This is a genomic window from Aerosakkonema funiforme FACHB-1375 (assembly GCF_014696265.1).
Taxonomy (GTDB): Bacteria; Cyanobacteriota; Cyanobacteriia; order Cyanobacteriales; family Aerosakkonemataceae; genus Aerosakkonema; species Aerosakkonema funiforme_A.
Genome location: NZ_JACJPW010000042.1, coordinates 1 through 26,586 on the forward strand (window position 1 = coordinate 1; position 26,586 = coordinate 26,586).

The window sequence follows — 26,586 nt, forward strand, 5'->3', positions numbered from 1 at the left end:
CTAGCCCCTAGCCCCTAGCCCCTAGCCCCTAGCCCTAGCCCCTAGCCCCTAGCCCATTCTTTGAGTATAAAATGACTATTTACTTTTACAGCAATCGCGAAGAACCATACGGCTGTTTCTCCAACTTTTCACCTCACGGCTTTGAGTTGGATGGCTTTTATTGGCCTACCAGCGAACATTATTTTCAAGCGCAAAAATTTGTCGGTACACCCTACGCCGATCGCATCCGTCTGGTCAAAACGCCGAAGGATGCCGCCAAAATGGGACGCGATCGCTCTTTTCCCCTCCGTCCCGACTGGTCACAGGTCAAAGACGACATCATGCGACGAGGAGTTTTGCGGAAATTCCAGACTCATACCGATATCCGCGAAGTATTAATTTCGACAGGAGATGAACTAATTGTCGAAAATTCTCCGATTGATTACTATTGGGGTTGCGGTGCCGATGGCAGCGGGAAGAATATGTTGGGTAAGATTTTGATGGAAGTACGAGAAATATTGCGCGATCGCATCAATTAGGCATTTTCAGATCGATATCGCAAATGCAAGGAGAAATTCCGTGTTGGAAAATTTAGAAACAATAGACTGGCATCAACTTACGCACGCTTATGGGCCAGCCGACGATATCCCAGTATTGATTAGATACCTGACATCAGAAAATACCGAACTGCGCGAAGCCGCTATTTACGAACTATACGGCAATATTTGGCATCAAGGTAGCGTCTACGAAGCTTCCGCATTCGCGATTCCTTTTTTGATCGAATTACTACAAAACGAACACGTACAAAAAAAAGAGCAGATATTGATTTTACTGGCTTATCTAGCAAGGGGTAATTCCTGGCACAAAAAACATCAAAATTCGATATTTTTAATTGACGATCGAGATACACCTGAGTTTCAAGAAAAAGTAAAAATCGAACAAACTTGGGTTGTAAATGCACGCAATAGAGTTTATGAAGGTCTGAGGCTTTACTTGAATTTGCTTGCAGATGCCGACCCGAAAATTAGGATAGCTAGTGCATATACTCTAGCTTGTTTACCCGATCGCGCTCCAGAAATTATACCGGAAATGCTTAAATGTCTGCACAGAGAGGCAGATCGGCAAGCCAAAGCCAGCATGGTTTTGAGTCTGGGAACGCTGGTTGAACCAGAATCTAAATACCTAGCACTTTTTACAGAAATTTTACATTCAAAAACGAGCGATCTCGTCAAATTGGTAGCAGCAATGATGCTAACTCAACTTGCCAGGAACAAAACTCCACAAGAGGCGATCGCATTTTTGGTAAATACAATTTCCGACTCTAAATCTGTGGCTGAATTGTATTCCCAACTTCCGTGGGCTGATGGCGATGTCGTAGCGGATGTCAGCCGATATTTCTGTTATTTGGAAGCAGAATCAAACCAATTTCCCTTGACAGACCTGATAGAAGCACTGTCAACTGTGGATGCCTACAGCGCTCTCACTGTAGCGGAAACACTATTATACGTAACTTTTAACGGCAAGACAATACTTGCCGATGAGAAAATGTCGGAATTAACTAAAACCCAAAGAATCGTACTGAGTGCGATCGCCCAAAGCGAAAACACCTGGAAATATGATGCCAATATGTCTCAAATATTGAAATCTTTTGCTTTGCCTATGTGGCGAGAAAAGCTGCTAGCTTTGGTGGGGGGCGAGTTAGCATAGCATGAGATAACCTAAACGATTTAGAGCGAAAAGTTAAAATTACTATTGGGTCTACACTGGCGATAGCAATAGCAAAAATATGCCAGTACGGTTAAAATATAAGCAAAGGAGGTACTGCGCTGTCACGCAGAAGAATAAAAGCTTGCAACTAATATTGGTAGCCCCTAACGCATCGTTATATAAAGCTTTGCAAGAGCATTTCAATTACTTACCAAATGTTGAAATAGTCAACAACCCTTTCGAGTGGTTGGTAGAATTTGACTGCCTAGTTAGTCCCGCCAATTCTTTCGGACTCATGGATGGGGGGATAGATGCTGCCATTATCCGTTTCTTCGGCCAATCTTTGATGGAAAAAGTGCAACAGCGTATTCTCGAAGAGTATCTCGGCGAACAACCTGTGGGCACATCTCTGATTGTGGAAACAGGTCATCCCAAACACCCATTTCTAGCACATACACCCACCATGCGAGTTCCCATGTCCGTTGCACAAACGCATAACCCGTACATGGCGATGTGGGCGATGCTTTTAGAAGTGCGACGCCACAATCGGCACGCAAAGCAACAGATAAAGAAGATTGTCTGTCCTGGATTGGGTACGGGAATCGGTAGAGTGCCATATGGTGAAGCTGCCAGACAGATGGCATTAGCTTATGACAATTTCCTGTATCCACCTAAGTTTCTCAATTGCATAGTTGCAGCGGAAAGACAACTTCAACTTTGGGAAGGAGGAAATTCAGATATTGTGCGCTCTTAAAATATAACGGTTGGCGGCGATCGCACAAAGTCAAAATACATGAAAATATCATGCCAATATCTCTCAAATATTGAAATCTTTTGCTTTGCCTATGTGGCGAGAAAAGCTGCTAGCTTTGGTGCGGGACGAATCTTCTTTTCAGTAACCGCAAACATTCCAACCATTGTCGTCCGGGTCGATCGTAAAACGTAAAAATATCCCCATAAGCAACATCTGCATTAAGATGGTGAAGTGAATGCCGTTCGGGAGTTGTGATAAAAAACAGATTGCAGAGGCGATCGAAAGTGTTTAAATTTTTCCGTTCGCTGATGGGAATATGCCTCCACAAAACATGAAGTTCAGCTAATAAAAGCCCTAGAATAGTGCCGAGAGGAGATAACTGCCAAAGCCAGGGTACAACTATTAAATAAGGAACTACGCCCAGAAATCCATGTAGCAGAACTAGCGGATTTCTAGTGATTATAGCATAATAAGTGAAACTGCGATGCTTCTGACCGTGATGAACTAATGTATGAAATTTACCAAAAACGTGTGCTGGAACATGATAAAAAAATGTGGAAATAAAATCTCCTATTAGGAGGAGAAGCAAAGCCGAGAAAACACATCTAAGAACTGCCAAAATAAAGCCCTCACAACCAAAAGTTAGATTACTATATGAAAGTTAATATTTGATTAGTTTGAGATTAAATGTTGATGAATGGGGAGATATAGATTGACTCAGTTACAAAGATTGGCGATCGCACCCAATCAACTCCAAAACAGCCAAATTATCCTCACCCCCCAGCAATTGCACTACCTGAATCGGGTACTGCGCTTACAGGCGGGCGATCGCTTTATTGCCATGAACGGACAGGGGCAATGGTGGCTGGCTAAACTAGAAGGGGAACAAGCAGAAATCTTAGAGCCGATCGCAGTCCAAACCGAGTTACCGATAAATGTTACGCTCGTAGTAGCTTTACCGAAAGGAAATGGATTTGACGAAGTGGTGCGTCAGGCTACCGAACTGGGCGTATCTTCTCTCGTACCGACAATCAGCGATCGCACCCTTCTCAAACCCAGTCCCCAAAAACTCGATCGCTGGCGGCGTATTGCCACGGAAGCAGCCGAACAATCAGAACGTCAAATCGTACCCACAATCCTCGAACCGCTTCCCTTTACCACAGCATTAGCATTATATCAAGCCCATCATCAATATATCTGCGTCGAACGCGGTCACCATCCTCACCTACTAAATTGCCTAACGCACACACCCCAAAGAGCAGTGACTGTAGCCACCGGCCCAGAAGGAGGATGGACAGAAGCAGAAATAGAAACAGCTTGCGCCGCCTCTTTCCAGCCAGTTTCTCTCGGTCGCCGCATCCTAACTGCCGTACTCGCACCAATTGTCGCCCTCTCCCTGGTGGCAGCAGCCGCAGAAATGGGAAAAATGAATAATGAAGCGAAAATGTGACAGATCCCACACTATAATCCATATTTAAGATAGCTATGATAGATCAAGTTGCCGCTGCATTCGATCGCAAGGACTACCGAGAAGCAGCCCGCTTACTCAAACAACTAACACAGCAATCGCCCCAAGACCCTTGGGTGCAATTTTATATCGGACGCCTGCACGAAGTCACTGGCAAATCGGAAGCGGCAGAAAAAACTTATCGCCAGTTGCTGCGTAACACAACCATTCCCAAGATTATGGCGGTCGCTCGTCAAGGATTGCAGCGTTTGGAACAAAATGAAAAACAACGACGCCAACAAGCGATCGCAATGGCAAAAGCTGACCCCAAAAATACACAACCGGGCGTCCTCATCTTAGAACCGATAAGCAGCGAAGCCAAAACCCAAGCTGCCAAAAACTTTGCCCGCATCATGAACCTCGATCCTTACAAAGCGCGGCTATTGCTACCCAGTCGAGGTTGGCGGCTATATCGCACAGGTGCGATCGGCGAATTGCAACTATACAATCAAGAGTTGCTTTCTGCAAACATTCCCAACTTTTGTGCCACCCTAGCCGATATTCAAAAAATCAACGTTTTTCGCGTCAGCCATTTCCAGTCAGTTTCCCCTCAACCCACAGTCGTTTGCCACAACCAACAAAATCAGCTCGGTTCCCTCAGCTTTAATTGGCAAGAAGTGCGCCAAATCATCCCAGCGCGGTTGCCCATATTTGAAGAAGTTGTAGACCACGACCATCTCAAAAGATTGCAACGCCGAGTGGAAACTCAAGACTGGGCCCAAATTTGCGACCTACACCTACCCAGCAGGCGTTCGATTCTCCGCATTTACGATAGCGCCTACGAATTTCAGCAAGGGGTTGACTTTGCCTCCGAACACGAAATAGCTACCAACAGGAGAAACTGGAATCGTTTGATCGATTTTCTCAATTCTCGACTGTCTCATGCAAAAGTTTTAGCTGACTTTACCAGCTTTGCCGAGACAGCAATCGATCGCAGCGAACTTTTAGACAATATCCCATCCCACATCGAGCTGTTTCGTAGGGCTGAGTCCTACTGGGACCCAGCCTTCCAATTGTACAGCGGGCTAGTTTTCCTCAAATATTTGCCGTCAAATGCTATTTAGAAGTTTTTACCTGACGGGCCATATCCAGAAATGAGCTCATATTAGCTCCAGGACGTCGGCGACCGTTTGTGCTTGAGAGCGTAAGCAAATAGTTGGGAGCAAACGTAGAAGGAGCTTGGGGTTCGCTCTTGGCGTTAGCTTTTGCCACAGGTGCTGCTGCTTTGACAGCTTCTGGCTTGGGTGCTGCTTCTGCTTTAGCAGGCTGGGGTTTGGGTGCTGGGGCAGGTGCAACTGGTGCAGGTGCAGCCGCTACCGCCTCTGCAACTTTGGCAGGTTCCGCTTTGGGTGCTGACTCTACTTTCACCGCTTCGGCTTGTGCAGGTTTACTGCCATTACCCGTTTGGGCAGCTTGCGATTCATCTAATTCCAAGTAGTATCCACGTCCCTTACGAGTTTTAGGAGCGTTTGATTTGTCTTCCTTAGACTTCTTCCCAATGCCTAAAATTCCGCCAAAAAAGGCCATAATTCCCCCAAATATATTTTTGATAAAACCAAACATGAGAATTACCCCTGAAGGTTACCAAGTGGACTGAGAAAAGGTTGAAAACGTATCTCAAATTTCTGCCGCTTCCAACTAAAAACCTACAGGCTGGCTGTCAAGACACATAAGTTCATGCACAGCTTAAGATTTTTAGCGTGTGACAATCAAAAAATTAGAACTTGTGTGCGTTCAGGTTTAATTATGAAGTTTCACACTACTTATTGCAAGATTTTTTTACATTGCTTAACAATTATTAACTTTTCAATTTCATCTGGTCAAGGCTTGCGGAATAAGTGAGTATTTATTCCTAAAATAACTTGACAGAATATTTAAGAATTTCTTGATAAAGAAAAGTATTGAGGAGTGGGTATAGAAAATTAGATATTGTTTCCATTGTTTGCGGTGTAATGCCCGCTGCTAGATTGCCCGTTGCCCCAGGCTGCGCGACCCAGCTTTTTGTAGTGTTAAAATTGTGGTATTGTACATATTCCCGACCGGAATATCGGTTTTCACCAAATCAGGGTTCAACCATCCAAAAGTCTGTGGCGGCAACGGACACCTGGTTAAAATACCTAATTTAAAGTTGCACTCCTATTTCCCATGATTCAGTCTCCGACTCAAACTCCTACCGTTCCCAAGCTTTCCAAAGTAGAAGGATTAAAAGAACGCAGTAATTATTTGCGGGAACCCGTTGCCACAGAAATACTGCAAGACACGAACAGCTTCAGCGAAGACGCCATTCAGATTCTCAAGTTTCACGGATCTTATCAGCAAGACAACCGGGATAATCGGGTCAAGGGTCAAGAGAAGGACTATCAGTTCATGCTGCGTACCCGCTCTCCGGGTGGATTTATTCCGCCGCAGCTGTATCTTACCTTGGATCGGTTATCTCAGGAATATGGAAATCATACGCTACGAGCGACCACGCGGCAAGGTTTTCAGCTGCACGGGATTTTAAAGAAAAATCTCAAAGCCGCGATCGCCGCGATCGTCAAAAGTATGGGGTCAACTTTGGGTGCTTGCGGCGATCTCAACCGCAACGTCATGGCACCACCAGCACCCTTTAAAAATCGCCCAGAATACGACTGGGCTTGGGAATACGCCAACAACATCGCCGACTTGCTCACTCCTCAAACAGGCGCTTACTACGAAATTTGGCTGGATGGAGAAAAATTTGTCACGGGTGAAGAAAACCCAGAAGTAGTAGCGGCGCGGCAGAGCAACAGCAACGGCACGATCTTCCAGGACAAAGAAGAGCCGATTTACGGCACAAATTATATGCCCCGGAAGTTCAAGTGCAGCGTCACCGTACCGGGAGATAATTCGGTTGACTTGTTCTCCCAAGACCTGAGCTTGGTAGTCATAACCAACGATCGGCAAGAGTTACAAGGATTTAACGTTTACGCAGGTGGCGGACTGGGACGCACCCACAACAAAGAAGAAACCTTCCCCCGCGTTGCCGATCCGATCGGTTATGTAGCAAAAGAAGATGTCTACGAATTGGTCAAAGCGATCGTCGCCACCCAGCGAGATAATGGCGATCGCGCCGATCGGCGTCATGCACGGCTGAAATACCTGCTGGAAGAATGGGGCGTCGATAAGTTCCGCAGTGTTGTCGAAGGCTACTTCGGCAAAGCGATCGCACCATTAAAACCCCTGCCGGAATGGAAATATCTCGACTTCCTGGGTTGGCACGAACAGGGAGATGGCAAGCTTTTCCTGGGTATTTCCATCGAAAGCGGTCGGATAAAAGATGAAGGCAACTTTAAACTGAGAACCGCCCTGCGGGAAATCGTCGAGAAACTTCAACTGCCCATGCGGGTGACACCCCATCAAAATGTCGTTCTCTACGATATCGCACCAGAGCAACAGTCACAAATACAGCAAATACTCGATCGCTGCGGTATCAAAAAAGTATCCGAGATCGACCCCATAGTGCGCTACTCGATGGCTTGCCCCGCCCTACCCACCTGCGGTTTGGCCACCACCGAATCAGAACGAGCGATGCCCGGTATTTTAGACCGAATTCGGGCCCTACTTACCAAAGTAGGATTGCCAGAAGAACACTTTGTTGTGCGGATGACAGGTTGTCCCAACGGCTGCGCTCGTCCTTATCTGGCAGAACTCGGCTTTGTCGGCAGAGCTCCCAACGTTTACCAGCTGTGGCTGGGTGCAGACCCCCATCAAACTCGTTTGGCAGAACCTTATATCGAGAAGTTGGATATCCAAGATCTAGAAGCAGCCCTAGAACCTCTGTTTGTTTATTTCAAAGAAGAACGCCAACAACAGGTAGAACTGGAAAGTTTTGGTAACTTTTGCCATAGAGTAGGTTTAGAGGCCCTTCGCAGTTTTGCCGCTACTTATCGATCGGCACCAGCTGCGTTAGAGTTTACCAACGGTCATTCAGCTTCTTCTGTTATGGGCGAGACTATAGTCGAGACACCTTCCGAAACCACTGCTACTGCTACGAAAATTCGACGTCGCGTCACTGTTCGCGATGACGTTTATCAACGTCTGAAGGAGGCTGCCGCCACTCAAGGCAAGCCAGTGGTTGAATTAGCAACCGAGGCGATCGAAGCGTATTTAAACGCTAATTCAGACTCACAACCCTCCTAAAGGTTTGTTCGACTGGAAACGCTACCCAAGTTACGCTGTCTATCAGGCGATCGCATACCACAATTATGCGATCGCTTATCACCCTTGTTGCATCCTTTCTATTCGATCGCCATATTTTTCTCAAATCCTGTGGCGATCGCTCCTTGCTTCAGAAAAAATCCGACTGAGGCAAACTATAAAGCTCACGGCTTTGAGCCCGTGAGCTTTGTTGGTGAAGTACCAACACTTACTGCTTGCAGTAAGTGTTGGCTTCTTGTCTCATTTGCTATTGCCACGTTGGAAAACAAGTTCGGGACTCAACCCGATGATGGTTTTACATCGGACGTGGGGCTTCTTTTTGATTTAGCTAAAATTTTTTCAATCTATCACTAGGAAAGCTTCTGTCCTTCTTAGGCCCAGCCAATCTAAAATCTAAAATCTAAAATCTAAAATCCAAAATCCAAAATCGGATGACGACTGTCTCAGAATCTTTATTTGCTGCTATCCAACATTACGAAGCCGGTCGCCTAGCGCCAGCCGAACAGATATATCGTCAAATTCTACAAAAGCAGCCAGATAATCTTGATGCCTTGCAATTACTGGGCTTAACTGCCGTTAGGCTGGGCAAACACGACCTAGCCATTGAATGTTTTCGCAAAGCTGTCAAAATTGCTCCTAATGTGCCAGACTTTCCCTACAATTTGGCTATGGTGCTACAACAGCAAGGGCAGATTGAGGAAGCGATCGCTTGCTACCGACAAACATTAAACCTAGAACCGAATCATCCTGGAGCTTACTACAATCTCGGCAAGGCACTGCAAGAACAAGGTCAACTGCCAGAAGCAACCGTTTGCTACCAGCAAGCTACCATCCTCGCACCCGATTATGCCGAACCTTACAATTGTTTGGGTGTCGTCCTCCAGCAACAGGGACTGTTCCCTGAAGCGATCGCCTGTTACCGTCAAGCCTTGACAATTAAACCAAATTATGCTGAAGCATACAGCAATTTGGGGAGTGTGTTGTTTGGGCAAGAAGAACTAGAAGAAGCGATCGCTTGCTATCGCCAAGCTTTAGCGCTCAAACCAGATAATACTTTAGTTTACGGCAATTTAGGCGGTGCGCTTCACAAGCTGTATCGCTTTGCGGAAGCCATTGCTTGCTATCAAAAAGCCTTGGCGATCGAACCAGATCATCCGATAATTTACAACAATTTGGGCGTTACCCTCAAAGAAATGGGCGAGCTAGAGCAAGCGATTACTTGCTATCAAAAAGCCCTCGCCCTCAAGCCAGAATACACCGATGCTTACAGCAACTTGGGCAGTGCGCTCAAACAGCAGGGTCAGATCGAGGCAGCCATTACCTCCTACCATCAAGCCTTGGCGCTCAATCCTAAATTGCCAGAAGTTTACAACAACTTGGGCAGTGCCTTAGAAGAAGGCGGTCAGTCAACCGAAGCCATGAGCTGCTACCGTCAAGCCTTGGCATTAAATCCCAACTTGACAATGGCACAGAACAATTTAGCCCACGCGCTGATATTTCAAGGCGAGATAGAGAAAGCATTAACTTACTTACAGCCGAACAGCCAACTCAATCCAGACGATCGCTTCGATCGCGCATATCTGCTACTATTAGCTGGCGATTTCCGACGGGGATTCGCCGAATACGAGAGTCGGTGGCAAAGTCGGGAAACTCCGCCGCGTCCCTTTTCTCAGCCTTTGTGGGACGGCTCGTCTCTAGAAGGGCGAACAATTCTGCTGCACGCCGAGCAAGGATTGGGAGATACAATTCAGTTCATTCGATATGCTAATTTGGTGGCAACTTATGGCGGTAGCATCATAGTCGAGAGCCCTGCATCCCTGATCCGGTTATTGGAAAGCATTTCTTGTATCGATCGACTAATTCCCCAAGATAGCCCTTTGCCAGCATTTGAAGTTCACGCACCCCTGATGAGCTTGCCCTGGATCTTGGGAACTACAATAGAAACCGTACCGGCAGAAATTCCCTATCTCAAAGCGCCACAATCTTCTGTGCGACTAAAAGTTTTGTCTGACACTAAACTGAAGGTGGGAATTCTTTGGGCAAGCTACTCCAAAGGTAAGACAGCGAGAAAGCGATCGTGTCCGCTAGCTCATTTCCTAGAATTAACTAATATACCGGGGATTGGCTTTTACAGCTTGCAAAAAGATATCGAAGCAGGAGACCTCAACCAGTTAAACCAAACCACCCGCGTGCAAAACCTGTCTCCAGATCTGAACGACTTTGCCGACACAGCTGCGATCTTAATGCAGCTGGATTTAGTCATAACCATAGACACATCAGTTGCACATTTAGCTGGAGCCTTGGGTAAGCCAGTGTGGATTTTGTTGCCTTACGATCCTGACTGGCGTTGGATGTTGCAAAGAGAAGACAGTCCTTGGTATCCCACAGCACGGCTATTTCGTCAGCAACATCCCAGAGATTGGCGTAGCGTATTTGTGCGCGTGGCTGAAGAATTGCGAGCTTTAGATGATGCACCCTCGATCGAAAACAAAAATTAATATCATCTCAAAACTCAATTGCGAGTATTTTTGACTCAACGCTCAGCACACGGCTACCCCCTTTTTGGGCCTCAATGTTCTTCTGCAACTCCCCCACTTTCCCGCTCTCCCGCTCCCCTACTCCCCCCTGTGCATAACGGGGGTAATCGTAGCGGATTTGATATTACTCGTGGCTTCTACCATCGGGCATAATTGCGCCTTTGAGTTCAGCACCGCGTAGGTTAACCCGATTCAAATTGGCATCAATCAGTATCGCCTCGCTCAGAATAGCCCCCGTCAGATTAGACCAGCAAAGTTTCGCTCGATAGAGATTGGCCTTTTGGAAGTTAGTACTTCTTAGGGTTGCCCAACTTACGTTTGCGCCCCTTAAATTGGCTTGGCTGAGGTTAGCAGAAGTCAAATTTACGCCGCTGAGTTTTGCGCGGCTCAAATCTGCCCCACTTAGATTAGCTCCCTCTAAAACAGCTCCGGTGAGGACGGCATTGATAAGGTGGGCTTTCTCCAAAACAGCTCTACTTAAGATGGCATTTGTTAAAATCGCTCCATCTAGGATAGCTTCGCTCAGATTCGCATCGATCAGATTGACCCGATTCATGGGAGCATCAATTAGTTTAGCTCTACTCAGGTCAGCGCCTCGCATTTGGGCCTCACTGAGATTAGATTCGGTCAGGATAGCACCACTGAGATTAGCTCCCTCCAAATTGGCTCCCCGCAGGCTAGCATCGGTCAAACAAGCTTCACTCAAGTCGGCTGTATTTAGATTGGCTGCAATCAGGTTAGCTTCAGTCAAATTAGCTCGCAGGATGGCTCCCCGCAAGTTAGCCTCCCGCAGATTAGCCCCCATTAAGTTGGCTCCTGTGAAATTCGCTTGACTGAGATCTGCCCCGCGCAGGTTGATCTCGCTCAAATCCGCACCGATCAGAGATACTCCCCGCAAATTGGTCTCCCAAAAATCTCTCTCACCCGTCGCATATCGCCTCAGCAATTCATTGGCATCCATACTGTATGTCCATTTGTGACTTTATCCCCAGAGGCGAAGCATTTGGCTTTGGGCATTCCCTCGTGCCCACAAGGGTTTGCACAAACAAATACTTTATCCTGTACTGGTAATGGTTTGTTTCATCGATCATCCCAAATGCCACAAGCTTTTGTTGCATTCTGTTATTTTTAGCTACGCAACAACGATGCCTTCTGAGAAAATCAAAAACAAGGGTCATTGCACAAGTGTCATTGGTCATCAGTCATTAGTCAAAAGCAAACGACAAAAGACAAACGACAACTGACAACTGACAACTGACAACTGACAACTGACAAAGGACAAAAGAATGCCGGACAATCTTAGAAGCCAAGTCGTCACTCAGGGAACGCAGCGTTCGCCGAATCGGGCTATGCTGCGTGCTGTTGGTTTTGGTGATGATGATTTTACTAAACCTATTGTGGGTGTTGCCAACGGGTATAGCACGATCACCCCTTGCAATATGGGAATAAATCAGCTGGCTATTCGCGCCGAAACGGCTATTCGGACTGCGGGTGCGATGCCGCAGATGTTTGGCACGATTACGATCAGCGACGGCATTTCGATGGGAACGGAAGGGATGAAATATTCCCTGGTGTCGCGGGAAGTGATTGCCGATTCGATCGAAACTGCTTGTATGGGCCAGAGTATGGATGGGGTGCTGGCAATTGGCGGTTGCGATAAAAATATGCCAGGGGCGATGATTGCGATCGCTCGTATGAATATACCAGCCATTTTCGTTTATGGGGGTACGATCAAACCCGGCCATCACAACGGACGCGACCTCACTGTTGTTAGCGCTTTTGAAGCTGTAGGACAATACAGCGCCGGGAAAATTGATGCCAACGAGCTGCTGGAAGTGGAACGCAAGGCTTGTCCCGGTGCCGGTTCTTGCGGTGGTATGTACACCGCGAACACCATGTCTTCCGCTTTTGAAGCGATGGGGATGAGTTTGCCCTACTCTTCCACTATGGCAGCTGAAGATGCGGAAAAGGAGGAAAGTGCGGAGAAATCTGCTTTCGTTTTGGTGGAGGCAATTCGCAAACAACTGCTACCCCGCGATATTATCACTCGTAAGTCGATCGAAAATGCTATTTCTCTAATTATGGCTGTGGGCGGCTCGACGAATGCGGTGTTGCACTTTTTGGCGATCGCTCACGCTGCTGGTGTCGAATTATCCCTGGATGATTTTGAAACTATTCGCGCCCGCGTTCCCGTATTGTGCGATTTAAAACCATCGGGCAGATTTGTGGCGACTGATTTGCACAAAGCTGGCGGGATTCCGCAAGTGATGAAAATGCTGTTGGTACACGATTTGCTCCACGGCGATGCCCTCACCATCACTGGTCAAACAATTGCGGAAGTGTTAACCGATGTTCCGGAGGAACCGCCCGCCAATCAAGAAGTTATCCGTCCTTGGAGTAACCCGATGTATTCTCAAGGACATTTGGCTATCTTGCGGGGAAATTTGGCCACGGAAGGGGCGGTAGCAAAAATTACCGGAATTAAGAAGCCGCAGATTACTGGGCCAGCGCGGGTGTTTGAATCGGAAGAAGAGTGCTTGATGGTAATTATCGCCGGACAAATTAAGCCTGGGGATGTGATTGTCGTTCGCTACGAAGGGCCGAAAGGTGGGCCGGGAATGCGGGAAATGCTGGCACCCACTTCGGCAATTATCGGTGCGGGATTGGGAGATTCGGTAGGATTGATTACGGATGGGCGTTTTTCCGGCGGAACTTACGGGATGGTGGTCGGTCACGTTGCGCCGGAGGCAGCTGTGGGCGGTGCGATCGCTCTGGTGAAGGAAGGCGATACGATTACGATCGATGCTCATGCGCGATCGTTGCACCTGCACGTCTCTGATGAAGAGTTAGCACGCCGTCGCGCTGAGTGGCAACCCCCCAAACCGCGTTATACGATGGGTGTGTTGGCAAAATACGCTAAGTTGGTATCTTCCAGCAGTGTTGGTGCCGTGACGGATTTAGGTTTATTCTAGACCGATGGGTAGATGCGATCGCATCTTCAACAAGATTGCAGATTGCAAATTGAAAAAAGTAATTATTCAATTTGCAATCTCAATTCTGAAATTTCAAATTATCTGAGAGGACAACATCTCAACTATTATGGAAGTCAGTCTCCCTCAGCAGGTTGTTAAAAGCTTCGATCGAGTTAAAGATTTTTCCACAGAAGTTACTCGCAATGCAGTTGATAATGTCAGCCAAACTGCTGACCGAGCAATTAATACTGTTGGCGAAACAATGGAGAAAGCAAAAGATTCCATAACGGCAACTACCGCCAATGCAGTCAACACTTTAGTTGAAGCAACTCATCAAGCTATTAGTACGGTTAGCAATACTGCCGCACAAGCAAAAGATTCTTTAACTGAAACTGCATCTATTACAGTTCATAATATTACGACTGCAACCGATAAGGCCGTCGATAATATAACCGAAACTACCTCTACAGCTATTGAAAACTCTGTTGGCGCTTACATTGATAAGCAACTGGATAGCATCAGACTTTGGATTGATTCTCATGCAATCCTATCATGGGTAACGAAAGCGTTTGTATGGGGAATATCTCACCCCATTTTAAGCATAATTGTGATATTTTTTAGTATTTTTGCGATACGGCGGTTCATTATAGCCCTCGGTCAGTTTCTGGAGCAAACTTTTTTATTTGCGTTACAAGCTCCAGGAAAATTTACTAAATTGCTTTTAGGATTGTTCCTTACACCTCTGAGTAAGTTAAATTTTAATAGAAGTAGCATCAAACAATCAGAAGCAAATGTTTTATCTTTGAATCCTGCAATTACTGCGACAGACAGCGATAATAAAAAAGAACGACTTGCATATATATTGAATAGGTTAGAAGCAATCAGGCAGGAACAAAACCAGCTCTTACAGGAGGCAACAACTATATTGGCATCGAGTGAAAATACTCATTAGTCAACACAAAAAAAGTGCGTCGAACCAAGCGGTCGTAAAAACTTATCTAATCGTAGGATCGGTTAGGCACGAGCGGTAAGGCGGGGTCACCCCACCCCTACATTCAACCAATAATTAATTTTCTGTGGCATAACCCACGATCGTATCATATCCAGTTGCATCAGTAGCTAAAAAAAATTGCGATCGCATCTGTGTTCATCTGTGTTTATCTATTTTCATCTGTGGTTAAATTATGGAATAAATCCTAATGTTTTAGATAAAATTGTTCGTGGTTATTGTTGCACAGATACTGAGCAATTCAATAAACCCAGAACTACGAACAATATAGCTTATCAAAGCAGACGAAACGAATTGACAAACTTTTGTGTATTCTCAGCTTCAGATGCCATTCCCACAATTACGTATAAACGTTGCTTAACCAAAAATACCCTAGCCGCACCAGGAGTACCATCGCGGAGAGTAAACTCGAATTCTTTACCCGGATTGCCGTCAAGTGTAATGCTGCGAGAAGCGATTAATTGAGCTTTAGCTTCTTTTACGAAGTCAGTTGGCGTACTATCTAAAAGTTTTTTAATTGCCGTGTCGCTCAATTCTTCTGCTTCTGGAATGTCTGAATAGTGAATCAAAAAAGCAGATGTTTCCTGAGTAAGGGTGAAAGAGTGTTCGACAAAACCATCTTCATTAGTTTCAGTTTCCTGATTAGGTGTACCGGGCATTAAGACAGCAAAGCGCCCCGCCACAGAAGAGAATTCACCCCAATCCGATTGAGCTACTAAAACAGACGATCGAACTCCGCCCAGCTGCCTTAATGGTAAGGTATTTTCCGCTCTGACGATCGCGGGTAGGCAGATGGTAGCTGTCAGGATAGCGGTAGCTAAAATATTTAATTTCATAGTAGGGTGTCTCCTGAATTGTGGGGCAGCTTTTTATTTAGGATACACTAACAGCAGCCTCAGTACGGTATTCTAGATAGCCGACTTCTTCAAGAAGCCGGGTATTCGGTCGCAGGGTAATAACGAGCTGAAGATAATTTTCAGGTATAAAGATGACAAAGACAGTCAATCCCTAAAAATAATTGCTAGTGTCCGCTCAACTGTAAACTACCTGCGAGGAGCATCTTAAACAATGATTTCTTCAAAAGAAGCCGCCCCTACATCACTCAAATTCCGCCTCCGCACCGCCTTGGTGGTGCCTTTTGTATTGCAAATCGTCACTGCTGTCGGTTTGGTGGGCTATCTCTCATTCTACAACGGGCAAAAAGCCGTCAACGACTTGGTGCTGCGGCTGCAAAACGAAACTAGCTCTCGCATCAATCAGCACCTTGACACCTTATTAGCCACTCCTGCTCAAGTCAACCAAATCAACGTGGATGATTATAAAACAGGAAATCTGAACTTGCTAGACTATGAGCGCACCTGGCGTCAGTTTTACAGCCAAATGAAAACGTTCAAGAGTTTGAATTACATTGGCTTCGGTCGTCCCCAGGGTAGTGAGTATGTTGGTGTCGGTCGCGAAGCAGATGGCAGATTGTACGCGGCAATGATGCAATCTTCTTACAAGGGTCGATCCAAGCGATACGATTTGGATAGTCAGGGAAATCCTACCCGCGTTACCCAGGAGGAAGCCTTTGAATACGTAGACGATAGTTCGTTTACGGATGCAGTGAAAGCAGGTAAACCAGTCTGGGCCGAGATAACATACTGGACTGATAAACCAGATGTTGTGACAATTAGCTGTAGCTATCCGGTATATGACAAAAGTGGGAACTTGGTAGGTGTGATCGGCACTGAGTTGTTTCTCCCACAGTTGAACACCTTCCTGCAAAATTTGAAGGTGAGTCCTTCTGGTAAAATTTTCATCTTGGAGCGGGATGGGTTGGTTGTGGCTACTTCCACCAGCGAAAAATCTTACCAGATAAAACAAGGTAAACCCGAACGCCTCAATGTACTTGAAATTAAAGACCCTTTAATTCAAGCGACTGCTCAACAGTTAATAGACCGTTTTGGTAACTTCCGCCAAATTAGAAACACTCAGCAGATTAAATTCAACCTCAATAACAAACCCCAATTCGTTCAAGTTCTTCCGTGGCAGGATGAATTGGGTCTAGATTGGCTAATTGTGGTAGTCATTCCCGAATCGGATTTCATGGGACAAATCAACGACAACACTCGCATCACTATACTGCTGTGTTTACTGGCGTTAGCAGTGGCGATTGTTGTAGCAATTCTTACTGCCAACTGGATTACTCGTCCCCTCAATCGGATTGCCAAAGCTTCATCTGAGATGGCACAGGGTAATTTCAACCAGCGCGTTGCATCTAGCCAAATTATTGAACTCTCAAAATTGGCAAACTCCTTCAATAGTATGGCAGAGCAACTGAAAAACTCCTTTGACAAACTCAATGATGTAATTGTGCAAGCTAATCAAGTAGGAATGAAAGTTACCTCTTCCACGAGACAGATTGCTACTGCGGGCAAGCAGTTAGAAGCCACCTTCGTACAGCAAGCGGCTTCCACCAAAGAAGTGAAAGCTAGCGCAACTTCGATTGCTGGTACTAGCGGGGAATTAGCCAAGACAATGGAAGATATTGCCCAAAAAGCGCAAGCAACCGCCGCCTCTGCAACTAACAGTCAAGCCTCCCTCACGCAAATGGCAGATGCGATGAATCAGTTGGCAACTTCCACCACCTCGATCTCCTCCAGATTGGGAATCATGAATGAGAAAGCCAATAACATTAATAGCGTGGTCAGCAAGATTGCCCAAGTAGCCGATCGAATCAATTTAATTTCCCTCAACGCCGGCATTGAAGCGGTAAAGGCAGGAGAGTATGGGGCGGGTTTCACTGTGGTTGCCACAGAAGTTAAGCGACTAGCAGATAGCACCTCTCTTGCTTCCCAGGAAATCGAAGAGATGGCTAAAGAAATACAATTATCTGTTTCCAAAGGTGTTGCGGAAATGGATAAGTTCAGCCAACAGGTCAGTCACCATATAGAACAGGTTGAGCGCATCAGTGGAGAAATCGCCTCTGTAATCTCTCAAGTGCAGAGTCTCACACCGCAATTTGAGAAAGTCAGTCACAATATGGAAGGGCAATTCGAGGGGGCGCAGCAAATCAGTAATTCCATATCTCACTTAAGCGAAGCTTCTCAGCAAACCGTGGCATCTCTACAGCAGACTAACCAGGTACTGGAGCAATTGAATGATACCGCCCTTCTCCTACAGGGTATTATCTCTACGAAGGTAAACTCGTGAGTATATCGTTAAATCCTCAGTTGCAGATAACATTTTGACGATCGCCTGCTGTTGCTCTTACTCCAATTTTCTGCTTCTGTATCTCGGTTTTCATACTCTCTGGAGACTCAATTTCATTCGACATAGCTGAAGATCTACAATTTCTTGTAATGCTTATACTACTGCGCTTATGTTTGGCGATAAAATCAAAAATAAGCGAGTAGTTAAATATGTTGGTAGAGTCAAATAAAAATCTAGAACACAGCGCCGTCATAGCAGTTTTTATATTGGTATGCAAGGCGGGAGCTTGGGTGGAATCTCTGACATTATTGACAGAACAAACTGCTCAATTGATGTCATTAAATCTACATAAACGGCCTTACTATCAGTGAGGTCGAAGAGCCGAAAAGCTTATCCGTTCTACCTTTTAGCCATAGTTGTTGCCCCCTCAGATGCCGACTGGCATTTTTTCCCCAAGCCCTACCCTTTATTCCGCCTTGGGCACACCGCTGGGGAGGCGCAGGGCGATCGCACTTTCATATCTTCTCCCGATCGTCACAGGGGTAGCTCGCCCGGATTTGGTATGACAGATTGTTGTCACCGCCCCAGATTGCTTTTAGCTCATACTTGGGATAGATTACATATTGATGATTTATTGATATTAAGCCTCTGTGCCAACCGTTGCATTCCTGCAAGAGACTAACCAAGTTGAGGAACTAAATCAAACAGATAATGAAAAGCTCAAATGTTAAATGGCATAAAAGCTTGAATACTCAAACCCTCATTGGTGTGGGTGCAATCGCGGTTGGTTTAATCGCTAGTTTGATCCTGGCGATCGAAATTGAAGGCAAAAAGCTAGTTTTTGCTGAATCTTCACGCCTAATCGAACAAACAGGTGACAATGCTGTTTCAGATTTAGAGAATCGCTCTCGAGAAATTGCTGCCTTAGCCCGAAGCATAGGGGCAACAGCAGAGGAATTACCAAAATCAGAAATAGTATTTAAACAGGTTCTGCCAAAAGTTATTGACTTTCAAGGAGATTTGGCTGTAGCGGGAGGAGGATTTTGGCCCGAACCTTACGCATTTGACTCCAAGGTTGAACGTAGAAGTTTCTTTTGGGGTAGAGAGTCAAATAATTCCCTCAAATACTACGATGACTATAACAAATCAGGATACCACAATACGGACTGGTACGTTGTAGCAAAATATTTAGAACCAGGACGTTGTTTTTGGAGCCGCTCCTATGTAGACCCCTATTCCAACGAACCAATGGTTACCTGCACAGTGGCAACCCAAGACAATAGAAAATTTTCCGGTGTTGCGACTATCGATTTGAAACTAGGAGGTTTACAAGCATTTACTGAATCCTGGCAGCGAAAGACAGGTGGCTATATTTTCATTGTGGATCGAGACAATAAATTCATCACTTTTCCTCAACTCTCTTTAGTCAAGAAAATTGAGACTGATAGTTCCGGTAAGTCAACACAAGAATTTATTCAAGCATCTGAATTTGCTGTTAAACAACCTTCATTTGAACCCATAGCTAGAGCCTTAGAAGCGATTAACCAGAAAATTCTTAGGCAGGCGCAGCAGATGCCTAAGTATAGCAAGGAAACAGCAGCTAAGTTAGACGAACAAAGTGACCAAATCGATCGACAACAAGCTGAACTCATGGCGGCGGTACTTGCCGATCCTTTAAAGCAAGAACAGCAGCAAAATCAACGCTTTCAGGAATTTGAAATCAAAAATGACTGGTTACTTCAGGAAAAATCGACCGTTTATATATTTCACGTACCTAGTTCTTATTGGAAAGTAGTAATTGTCAAGCCGATGTCTGAATCAACCCTAGTAGCTTCTAGGATGGCTTATCTCCTGATTAGTCGTTCGGCACTTATTGTTGTGATAGCAGCATTTCTAGGTTTAGTTTCAGTAAGATACCTGCTCATTAAACCAGTTCAAAGCCTGAATAAGGTGGCTAGAGATATTGAGTTGAATGCCAGCCAAATTGACCCTAGTAAATGGCAGAATATCTTACCCCTCAATCGCTCCGATGAAGTCGGACAATTGGCAAACTCTTTCAACGATATGATTGGGCAACTGAAAACTTCCTTTGACAAGCTAAATGAGGTAATTATGCAAGCCAATCAAGTAGGTATGAAAGTTACCTCCTCCACGATGCAAATTACTACTGCGGGCAAGCAGTTAGAATCTACAGTCGTACAGCAAGCAGTTTCCACTAACGAAGTGAAAGCTACCGCCTCGGAGATTGCTGCTACTAACGGGGTATTAGCCAAGACGATGGAAGATATTACACAAAAAGCCCAAGCAACTGCTGCTTCTGCAAGTAATAGTCAAGCCTCCCTGATGGAAATGGCAGATGGAATGTATCAATTGGCAACTGCCACGACCGCGATCTCCTCCAGATTGGCAATCATGAATGAAAAAGCTAATAATATTAATAGCGTGGTGACCAAAATTAGTAAAGTAGCCGATCGGATCAATTTAATTTCCCTCAACGCCGGCATTGAAGCGGAGAAAGCAGGAGAGTATGGGGTTGGTTTTACTGTTGTTGCCAGAGAAGTCAAGCGACTAGCAGATAACACCGCTGTTGCTTCCCAGGAAATCGAGGAGATGATCGAAGATATACAATTATCTGTTTCCAAGGGTGTTGAAGAAATGGATAAGTTTAGCCAACAGGTAAGTCGCTATGTAAAACAGGTTGAGCGCATCAGTGGAGAAATCGCTGCTGTCATATTTGAAGTGCAAAGTCTCACACCGCAATTTGAGAAAGTCAGTCACAATATGGAAGGGCAATTCAAGGGGGCGCAGCAAATCAGTAATGCGATATCTCACTTAAGTGAAGCTTCTCAGCAGACCGTGGCATCCCTACAGCAGACTAACCTGGTGCTGGAGCAATTAAATGATACCGCCTTCGTCCTACAGAGTATCATCTCTATGAAGGTAAACTCGTGAGTTTATCGTTAAATTCTCAGTTGCAGAGAAAATTTTCACGATCGCCTGCTGTTGCTCTTACTCCAATTTTATTCTTCTGTATCATCAGTTTTCACGCTCTCTGGAGACTCAATTTCATTCGATATAGCTGAAGATTCTATAATTTCTTGTAATAACCACATAAATTTTTGAATTAATTAGATAAACTCTTTGGCGGCGGCTGTATTTTTTCGGGATCGATCGCGAATCAGGCTTTGATAAGATTTCTCAAAGTTCTCTGATAATTTTATCTGAAAATTCGCCCGATCCGTTCACACGCTTCCTCCGCCGTCATAGCCTTGCTGGTTTCCAAATTGGCAAAAGTCTCTTCAATCACTTCAGATAGTGCTTTTTGATAAGCGATATCTTCTCGTTCAATTCTACCTAAAATTGCATTAATAAGACGGTTAGAGCCATTAGAATATGCGCCAAAAGCGTCGGCTTCACCTTTAATAGCGATTGCAGCCAAAACCAAAGCCAAAAGAAAACGGCTTACCAACTCACCAATAGTATCTAATATTCCTTTGGGTGGTTCAATGACTGCATAAGCAAAAGTTTTGAGCAATTCTCGCTCTTCGTCGGTAAAGTTCTCCCAACGATCTTCCACCATAACAGCTAAAGCATTTGCCTTTTGTGCAATTTCCCAAAGGCGTGAAGAATTAGAGGTGCGCGGCGGCTGTAAAATTTGCCGAATTTCCGATGAGTTGATTGTGATAGTGGCGGACACTCAGCTTACCTCCCGACATTCTTTGAGTAACAACCAGCCAGTTGTGACCCAAGCGATATTTATTATGTAGGTTGTATCTATATCTTTACACGCATCATTCCTTCTCAACCGTTGTATTCAAAGGTTTTCCAGTGAGTGAAGCACATAATTTGAGGGAATGAGGAAGAGACAAAAAAATTGTGTACCTCATCCAACCGCTTTCCCACCATAAGAGGGAGGAAAGTATCTAGAGCGGTTCAAAAACAAACAAAAAAAACAGCTACCTCCACCAGGAAGCAGCTGTTTTCCGAAAAATTGTGGCACAGGCATCTTGCCTGTGACAGGGCGGGCAAGATGCCCACCCCACAAGAGAGTAGAATTAGTAATCGAAGTCGCCGCCACCCATACCAGCGCCTGCACCAGCAGGAGCGCCTTCCTTGGGTTCGGGTTTGTCAACGACGATACACTCGGTAGTTAACACCATACCTGCGATCGAAGCCGCGTTTTGCAGAGCGGAACGAGTCACCTTAGCAGGGTCAACGATACCAGCTTCAAACATATTGACAAATTCGCCTTTTGCTGCATCGTAGCCAACATCGAAGGACTTCTCTTTCACCCGTTCGGCGATGACAGCACCGTTTTGACCGGCGTTTTCAGCAATCCGCTTCAGAGGAGCAGATAGCGCACGACCGACAATCAAAGCACCGGTCAGCTCTTCGTTCTTCAGGTTAGCGTTAGCCCATTCTTCCACTTGGGGAGCTAGGTGAGCCAGAGTCGTACCGCCACCGGGAACGATACCTTCTTCTACAGCAGCCTTGGTAGCGTTGATGGCGTCTTCCAGGCGCAGCTTGCGATCCTTCATTTCGGTTTCGGTAGCAGCACCAACTTTAACTACTGCTACGCCACCAGCTAACTTAGCCAGACGCTCTTGCAGTTTTTCCTTGTCGTAGGAAGAATCGGTTTCTTCCATCTGACGGCGGATTTGTTCGCAGCGAGCTTTAACTGCCTTTTCGTTACCTTCAGCAACGATCGTGGTGTTGTCCTTGGTGATGGTGATGCGGCGAGCTTTACCCAGCATATCCAGCTTGGTATTTTCCAGCTTCAAACCGGCATCTTCGGTGATCAGTTGACCGCCAGTGAGGACGGCGATATCTTCCAGCATAGCTTTGCGGCGATCGCCAAAGCCAGGAGCCTTGACAGCAGCTACGTTCAGCACACCGCGCAGGCGGTTGACCACCAGAGTAGCCAAAGCTTCTTTTTCAATATCTTCTGCGAGAATCAGCAGAGGACGACCGGAACGAGCAACTTGCTCCAGCACTGGCACCAAGTCTTGTACCAAGGCAATCTTCTTGTCGGTGATCAGGAGGAAAGGCTCATCGAGAACAGCTTCCATCCGCTCAGCATCTGTAGCGAAGTAAGGAGAGATGTAGCCTTTGTCAAAGCGCATCCCTTCGGTGATTTCCAGTTCGGTGGTCATGGACTTCCCTTCTTCCAGGGAGATGACGCCTTCCTTACCCACTTTGTCCATTGCTTCGGCAATCATGTTGCCGACTTCTTCATCGTTACCGGCAGAGATGGTACCGACTTGGGCAATAGATTTGGAATCTTCTACCTGACGGGCGTGTTCTTTGATTTTTTCTACCAAGAAGTTGGTAGCTTTATCGATACCCCGCTTGAGGGAGATCGCGTTAGCACCAGCAGCAACGTTACGCAATCCTTCTTTCACCATCGCGTGGGCGAGAACGGTAGCAGTTGTGGTACCGTCGCCAGCAGCGTCGTTGGTCTTGGAAGCAGCTTGACGAATCAAGGAAACGCCAGTATTTTCGATGTGGTCTTCCAGCTCGATTTCTTTGGCGATCGTCACGCCGTCATTCACAATTTGAGGTGCGCCGAATTTCTTCTCCAGCACTACGTTCCGGCCTTTGGGGCCAAGGGTGACGGCAACAGCTTCTGCCAGGATATCGATACCTTTTTCAAGGGCGCGACGAGCGTTTTCGTTGTAGATGATGCGCTTAGCCATATGTGTCAATGATTGTGGATTTTAGATTTTGGATTTTGGATTTTGGATTTTGCTAATTCGCGAGCGGTAGAAAGGTAATTGGCTTTTCTTTCCTACTCCCTACTACCCACTACCGACTGGCTATTAGCTAACGACGGCGAGAATGTCTTTTTCCGAGAGCAGGACGTATTCTTCAGTGCCGAGTTTGATGTCTGTGCCGGCGTACTTGGAGTAGAGAACTTTGTCGCCGACTTTTACTTCCATTTCTTGACGGGAACCGTCGTCATTGCGCTTGCCGGGGCCAATTTGGACTACTTCCCCAACTTGAGGCTTTTCTTTTGCTGTGTCGGGTAGGAGGATACCGCCAGCCGTCTTTTCCTCAGAAGCGCTTACTTTGACAAAGACGCGATCGCCTAATGGTTTAACGGTAGAAACGCTTAGAGATACTGCTGCCATACAAAAATTTTCTCCTACTTTATGATTGGTGATTGGGCATCGGGCTTCGGGTGTTCTTTCTCTTGTCCCTTGTCCCTGGCCCTTACTTGAGTTAGCACTCTCATCTCCTGAGTGCTAATTTAAAACGACGGGGCGTGCGATCGCAACAAATTTGTTTGTACGGGTTCCCGAACAGGGGCAGGCGCAGCATCAACAAAGTACAAATACTCAGCGCCGATAGTAGCGAATGGGAGAGGATAAATTTAATCATCACTTAACCGGACATATCCGGGCATAGCGGTATAATAACTCAAAAGTTGAGGATACCACTATTGTCAAATACGTCACCCCAAGAGAAGCAACTGAAATTCTTGGAGTCAATGAACGAACACTGCGTCGATGGCATGAACAAGGGAAAATCGAAGCCATCTGGACATCCGGGAAGCAACGGCGATACAACGTCGAAAGCTATACAGCCAGAGCTAGATCTGGCTTGGATACCCGAAAAGACATCCTCTATGCCAGAGTCAGTTCTCGCGCCCAAAAACCTGACCTCGACCGCCAAATTGAATACCTTATCGACCGATTCCCAGACGGAGAAATCGTCTCAGAAATTGGAGGGGGTCTTAACTTTAAGCGCAAAAAGATGCTTGCCGTACTGGGACAAGTCTTGTCAGGAGATGTCAAACGCCTTGTGGTCGCTCACAAAGACCGATTGGCAAGATTCGGATTTGACTTGTTTCGATGGCTGTGCGAACAGAACAGGTGTGAACTCGTGGTTCTCAATGAATCAAGTCTCTCTCCTCACGAGGAAATGGTTGAGGATATCCTTGCCATTCTTCACTGCTTCAGCTCAAGGCTTGACGGACTCCGCAAATACAAGACTCAGATGCAGGAAGATTCGGATTTACCCAAGCGCCGAACTTAACAAAGTGTGGCGCAAATGGTTGGCGGCTTGCAAATATTGTTTCAATCAAGCTATTGCTTACCAACGACAAAATAAAAGAGTAGGTAAGCTTAAGTTAAGAAACATTATCATGCAGTCTGACTTGCCAGAATGGGTAAAAGAAACACCTTGTCATATCAGGCAAAATGCCATTTTTGATGCTCATAAAGCCTACAAGACAAGTGTTGATGCTAAGTTTAGAAGTTGCCGCGAGCGACAACAAACAATTAAGTTTAACGAGTGCAATTTCAGTTCAGGTTGTTGGTATCCAAAGCTAACTAAAGGGCTTAGCTTCATAACGTCTGAGCCGTTACCAGAAAACTGCTCAAATGCTACGCAGCTGACATTTTCCCATCAAAGGTGGTTTGCCATTATTCCTCAAGAAGTAGTAGTTGAGCGAAAAGAGCGCAGTGGGATTATCGCTTTAGATCCAGGGGTTAGAACCTTTTTAACAGGTTTTGATGGGTCTAGGTTTGTTGAGTTCGGTCATGGCGATATTGGTAGGATTACCAGATTGTGCCAACACCTTGACAACTTAATTAGTCGCACTCATCTTGCTTGTCGAAAGCAACGGCGAAGAATGCGGCAAGCTGCTCAAAGAATGAGAAATAAAATTCGTCACCTCATTGAGGAAGCTCATCAGCAAATTGTTTGCTATCTAACCGATAATTATCGGGTCATATTTCTGCCTACTTTCGAGACATCCCTGATGGTTGCCAAGGTACGAAGAAAGATGCGGTCAAAAACGGTTAGATCGATGTTGACTTGGGCGCATTACCGTTTTGAGTTATTCTTAACTCAAAAAGCCGAAATGACCAACACAATTGTGATTACAGGTTCAGAGGCGTACACTTCCCTGACTTGTACTTCTTGTGGTCATATTCATCAATCCTTGGGTGGTGCTAAGGTGTTTAAATGTCCCTCTTGCGGTCATACTTTACCACGAGATATGAATGGTGCTTTGGGCTTCATGCTCAGAGCTTTGCGGGATACCGCCTTCACCATCACTTCAGATGGTGTCGCTATCGCTGCATTATCCGGGAATTTCCCGTATTGTGTCGCGTAAATGTATCAGACAATTTAAGTGAATAGGATTCACGGACAAAAGCAGCACAATGACAGAAGACTCCGTAGCTTTGCCAGTTGATGAGGTTTGTCAGATTGATGAAGGGTCGGGCGAGAACGCTTTGGCAGCTTGCGTGCAAACTTTGGGACTGAGCCAAATTCAGCGGCATATATTTATTTGTGCAGATCAGACCGTACCCGAATGTTGCTCCAAAGAAGCTGGTTTGGAATCTTGGAACTACCTCAAAAAACGTCTCAAAGAACTCAAACTGGAAAAGCCAACCGCCACTAGACCTACCTGTATCTTTCGCACCAAGGCTAACTGCTTGCGAGTTTGCTCCCAAGGGCCGATTTTGGTCGTCTACCCGGATGGCGTCTGGTATCGCAACGCAACCCCCGAAGTAATTGAGCGGATTATCCAAGAACATTTGATCGGTAATCGGGTAGTCCGGGAATACGCCTTTCTAACTCATCCTTTACCGGAGCCTTCAGGAAATTCGATCGCAGACTGATAGCGAGTTGCAGTCAAAAGTGTAACTGAGTAGAAGAGTGGGAGAGCTGATGGAGCGGGAAAGAAAGTTACGATCGCTTGAATGCAACTCAAATATACGTTCATTTTTGACGGT

General features: G+C 45.9%; 22 protein-coding genes. 15 read left to right on the forward strand and 7 right to left on the reverse strand.

Features of this window, described 5'->3' with window-relative positions; translation table 11 throughout:
- Positions 1 to 71: 71 nt before the first annotated feature.
- The 3 genes from H6G03_RS17285 (at position 72) to H6G03_RS17295 (ending at position 2,440) form a co-directional block, all read left to right on the forward strand.
- Positions 72 to 518 (forward strand): NADAR family protein, encoded by a 447-nt coding sequence (locus H6G03_RS17285; RefSeq protein WP_190465798.1) that lies wholly within the window; start codon positions 72 to 74, stop codon positions 516 to 518.
- A gap of 40 nt (positions 519 to 558) precedes the next feature.
- A complete protein-coding gene (locus H6G03_RS17290; RefSeq protein ID WP_190465800.1) occupies positions 559 to 1,686 on the forward strand; it encodes a HEAT repeat domain-containing protein in 1,128 nt (375 codons plus the stop codon).
- Between the two features lie 142 nt (positions 1,687 to 1,828).
- Positions 1,829 to 2,440: a macro domain-containing protein gene (locus tag H6G03_RS17295; protein WP_190465889.1), complete on the forward strand. Its 612-nt coding sequence runs from the start codon at positions 1,829 to 1,831 to the stop codon at positions 2,438 to 2,440.
- A gap of 109 nt (positions 2,441 to 2,549) precedes the next feature.
- On the opposite strand, the gene H6G03_RS17300 is transcribed toward H6G03_RS17295, so the two are convergent.
- Positions 2,550 to 3,029: a sterol desaturase family protein gene (locus tag H6G03_RS17300; protein ID WP_242060418.1), complete on the reverse strand. Its 480-nt coding sequence runs from the start codon at positions 3,027 to 3,029 to the stop codon at positions 2,550 to 2,552.
- Between the two features lie 123 nt (positions 3,030 to 3,152).
- Here H6G03_RS17300 and H6G03_RS17305 point away from each other — a divergent pair, with 123 nt between their 5' ends.
- Entirely contained in the window at positions 3,153 to 3,890 is a 738-nt protein-coding gene (locus tag H6G03_RS17305) for a 16S rRNA (uracil(1498)-N(3))-methyltransferase (protein WP_190465804.1), read from the forward strand.
- A 35-nt stretch (positions 3,891 to 3,925) separates the two neighbouring features.
- Complete coding sequence (locus H6G03_RS17310) at positions 3,926 to 5,011, forward strand: tetratricopeptide repeat protein (RefSeq protein ID WP_190465805.1); 1,086 nt, start codon at positions 3,926 to 3,928, stop codon at positions 5,009 to 5,011.
- On the opposite strand, the gene H6G03_RS17315 is transcribed toward H6G03_RS17310, so the two are convergent.
- On the reverse strand, positions 5,004 to 5,510 hold the full coding sequence (locus tag H6G03_RS17315) for a hypothetical protein (protein ID WP_190465807.1): 507 nt from the start codon (positions 5,508 to 5,510) through the stop codon (positions 5,004 to 5,006). The two genes, H6G03_RS17310 and H6G03_RS17315, sit on opposite strands and share 8 nt — an antisense overlap.
- A 582-nt stretch (positions 5,511 to 6,092) precedes the next feature.
- Here H6G03_RS17315 and sir point away from each other — a divergent pair.
- From sir to H6G03_RS17330, 3 genes are all read left to right on the forward strand, one after another.
- Positions 6,093 to 8,108, forward strand: a complete 2,016-nt coding sequence (gene sir / locus H6G03_RS17320) for a sulfite reductase, ferredoxin dependent (protein WP_190465809.1) — start codon at positions 6,093 to 6,095, stop codon at positions 8,106 to 8,108.
- 4 nt (positions 8,109 to 8,112) lie between these two features.
- Positions 8,113 to 8,310: a hypothetical protein gene (locus H6G03_RS17325; RefSeq protein WP_190465811.1), complete on the forward strand. Its 198-nt coding sequence runs from the start codon at positions 8,113 to 8,115 to the stop codon at positions 8,308 to 8,310.
- A gap of 247 nt (positions 8,311 to 8,557) precedes the next feature.
- Positions 8,558 to 10,624: a tetratricopeptide repeat protein gene (locus tag H6G03_RS17330; RefSeq protein WP_190465813.1), complete on the forward strand. Its 2,067-nt coding sequence runs from the start codon at positions 8,558 to 8,560 to the stop codon at positions 10,622 to 10,624.
- A gap of 163 nt (positions 10,625 to 10,787) precedes the next feature.
- On the opposite strand, the gene H6G03_RS17335 is transcribed toward H6G03_RS17330, so the two are convergent.
- On the reverse strand, positions 10,788 to 11,624 hold the full coding sequence (locus tag H6G03_RS17335) for a pentapeptide repeat-containing protein (protein WP_190465815.1): 837 nt from the start codon (positions 11,622 to 11,624) through the stop codon (positions 10,788 to 10,790).
- A 325-nt stretch (positions 11,625 to 11,949) separates the two neighbouring features.
- Between H6G03_RS17335 and ilvD the strand changes: the two genes are divergently transcribed.
- Both ilvD and H6G03_RS17345 read left to right on the forward strand, forming a co-directional pair.
- Positions 11,950 to 13,635: a dihydroxy-acid dehydratase gene (ilvD, locus tag H6G03_RS17340; RefSeq protein ID WP_190465817.1), complete on the forward strand. Its 1,686-nt coding sequence runs from the start codon at positions 11,950 to 11,952 to the stop codon at positions 13,633 to 13,635.
- A gap of 127 nt (positions 13,636 to 13,762) precedes the next feature.
- A complete protein-coding gene (locus H6G03_RS17345) occupies positions 13,763 to 14,587 on the forward strand; it encodes a hypothetical protein (RefSeq protein ID WP_190465819.1) in 825 nt (274 codons plus the stop codon).
- Between the two features lie 332 nt (positions 14,588 to 14,919).
- Here H6G03_RS17345 and H6G03_RS17350 read toward each other — a convergent pair whose 3' ends face one another.
- On the reverse strand, positions 14,920 to 15,480 hold the full coding sequence (locus tag H6G03_RS17350; protein ID WP_190465822.1) for a hypothetical protein: 561 nt from the start codon (positions 15,478 to 15,480) through the stop codon (positions 14,920 to 14,922).
- Between the two features lie 232 nt (positions 15,481 to 15,712).
- Here H6G03_RS17350 and H6G03_RS17355 point away from each other — a divergent pair, with 232 nt between their 5' ends.
- Together H6G03_RS17355 and H6G03_RS17360 are read left to right on the forward strand one after the other, a co-directional pair.
- On the forward strand, positions 15,713 to 17,839 hold the full coding sequence (locus tag H6G03_RS17355) for a methyl-accepting chemotaxis protein (RefSeq protein ID WP_190465824.1): 2,127 nt from the start codon (positions 15,713 to 15,715) through the stop codon (positions 17,837 to 17,839).
- A 711-nt stretch (positions 17,840 to 18,550) separates the two neighbouring features.
- Positions 18,551 to 20,791 (forward strand): methyl-accepting chemotaxis protein, encoded by a 2,241-nt coding sequence (locus tag H6G03_RS17360; protein ID WP_190465826.1) that lies wholly within the window; start codon positions 18,551 to 18,553, stop codon positions 20,789 to 20,791.
- A gap of 265 nt (positions 20,792 to 21,056) precedes the next feature.
- Here the strand turns inward: H6G03_RS17360 and H6G03_RS17365 are convergent, their stop codons facing one another.
- The 3 genes from H6G03_RS17365 to groES form a co-directional block, all read right to left on the reverse strand.
- The gene (locus tag H6G03_RS17365) at positions 21,057 to 21,536 is read right to left on the reverse strand and encodes a hypothetical protein (protein WP_190465828.1); all 480 of its coding nucleotides are present in this window, start codon (positions 21,534 to 21,536) and stop codon (positions 21,057 to 21,059) included.
- A 358-nt stretch (positions 21,537 to 21,894) separates the two neighbouring features.
- A complete protein-coding gene (groL, locus tag H6G03_RS17370) occupies positions 21,895 to 23,535 on the reverse strand; it encodes a chaperonin GroEL (protein WP_190465829.1) in 1,641 nt (546 codons plus the stop codon).
- 123 nt (positions 23,536 to 23,658) lie between these two features.
- The gene (groES, locus tag H6G03_RS17375) at positions 23,659 to 23,970 is read right to left on the reverse strand and encodes a co-chaperone GroES (protein ID WP_190465832.1); all 312 of its coding nucleotides are present in this window, start codon (positions 23,968 to 23,970) and stop codon (positions 23,659 to 23,661) included.
- Between the two features lie 310 nt (positions 23,971 to 24,280).
- Between groES and H6G03_RS17380 the strand changes: the two genes are divergently transcribed.
- Genes H6G03_RS17380 through H6G03_RS17390 form a run of 3 tightly spaced genes read left to right on the forward strand, consistent with a single transcriptional unit; the run spans position 24,281 to position 26,472 of the window.
- Positions 24,281 to 24,877: an IS607 family transposase gene (locus H6G03_RS17380; protein WP_190465891.1), complete on the forward strand. Its 597-nt coding sequence runs from the start codon at positions 24,281 to 24,283 to the stop codon at positions 24,875 to 24,877.
- A gap of 4 nt (positions 24,878 to 24,881) precedes the next feature.
- Positions 24,882 to 25,961, forward strand: a complete 1,080-nt coding sequence (locus tag H6G03_RS17385; protein WP_190465834.1) for an RNA-guided endonuclease InsQ/TnpB family protein — start codon at positions 24,882 to 24,884, stop codon at positions 25,959 to 25,961.
- Between the two features lie 49 nt (positions 25,962 to 26,010).
- Entirely contained in the window at positions 26,011 to 26,472 is a 462-nt protein-coding gene (locus H6G03_RS17390) for a (2Fe-2S) ferredoxin domain-containing protein (RefSeq protein WP_190465836.1), read from the forward strand.
- Positions 26,473 to 26,586 lie beyond the last annotated feature (114 nt).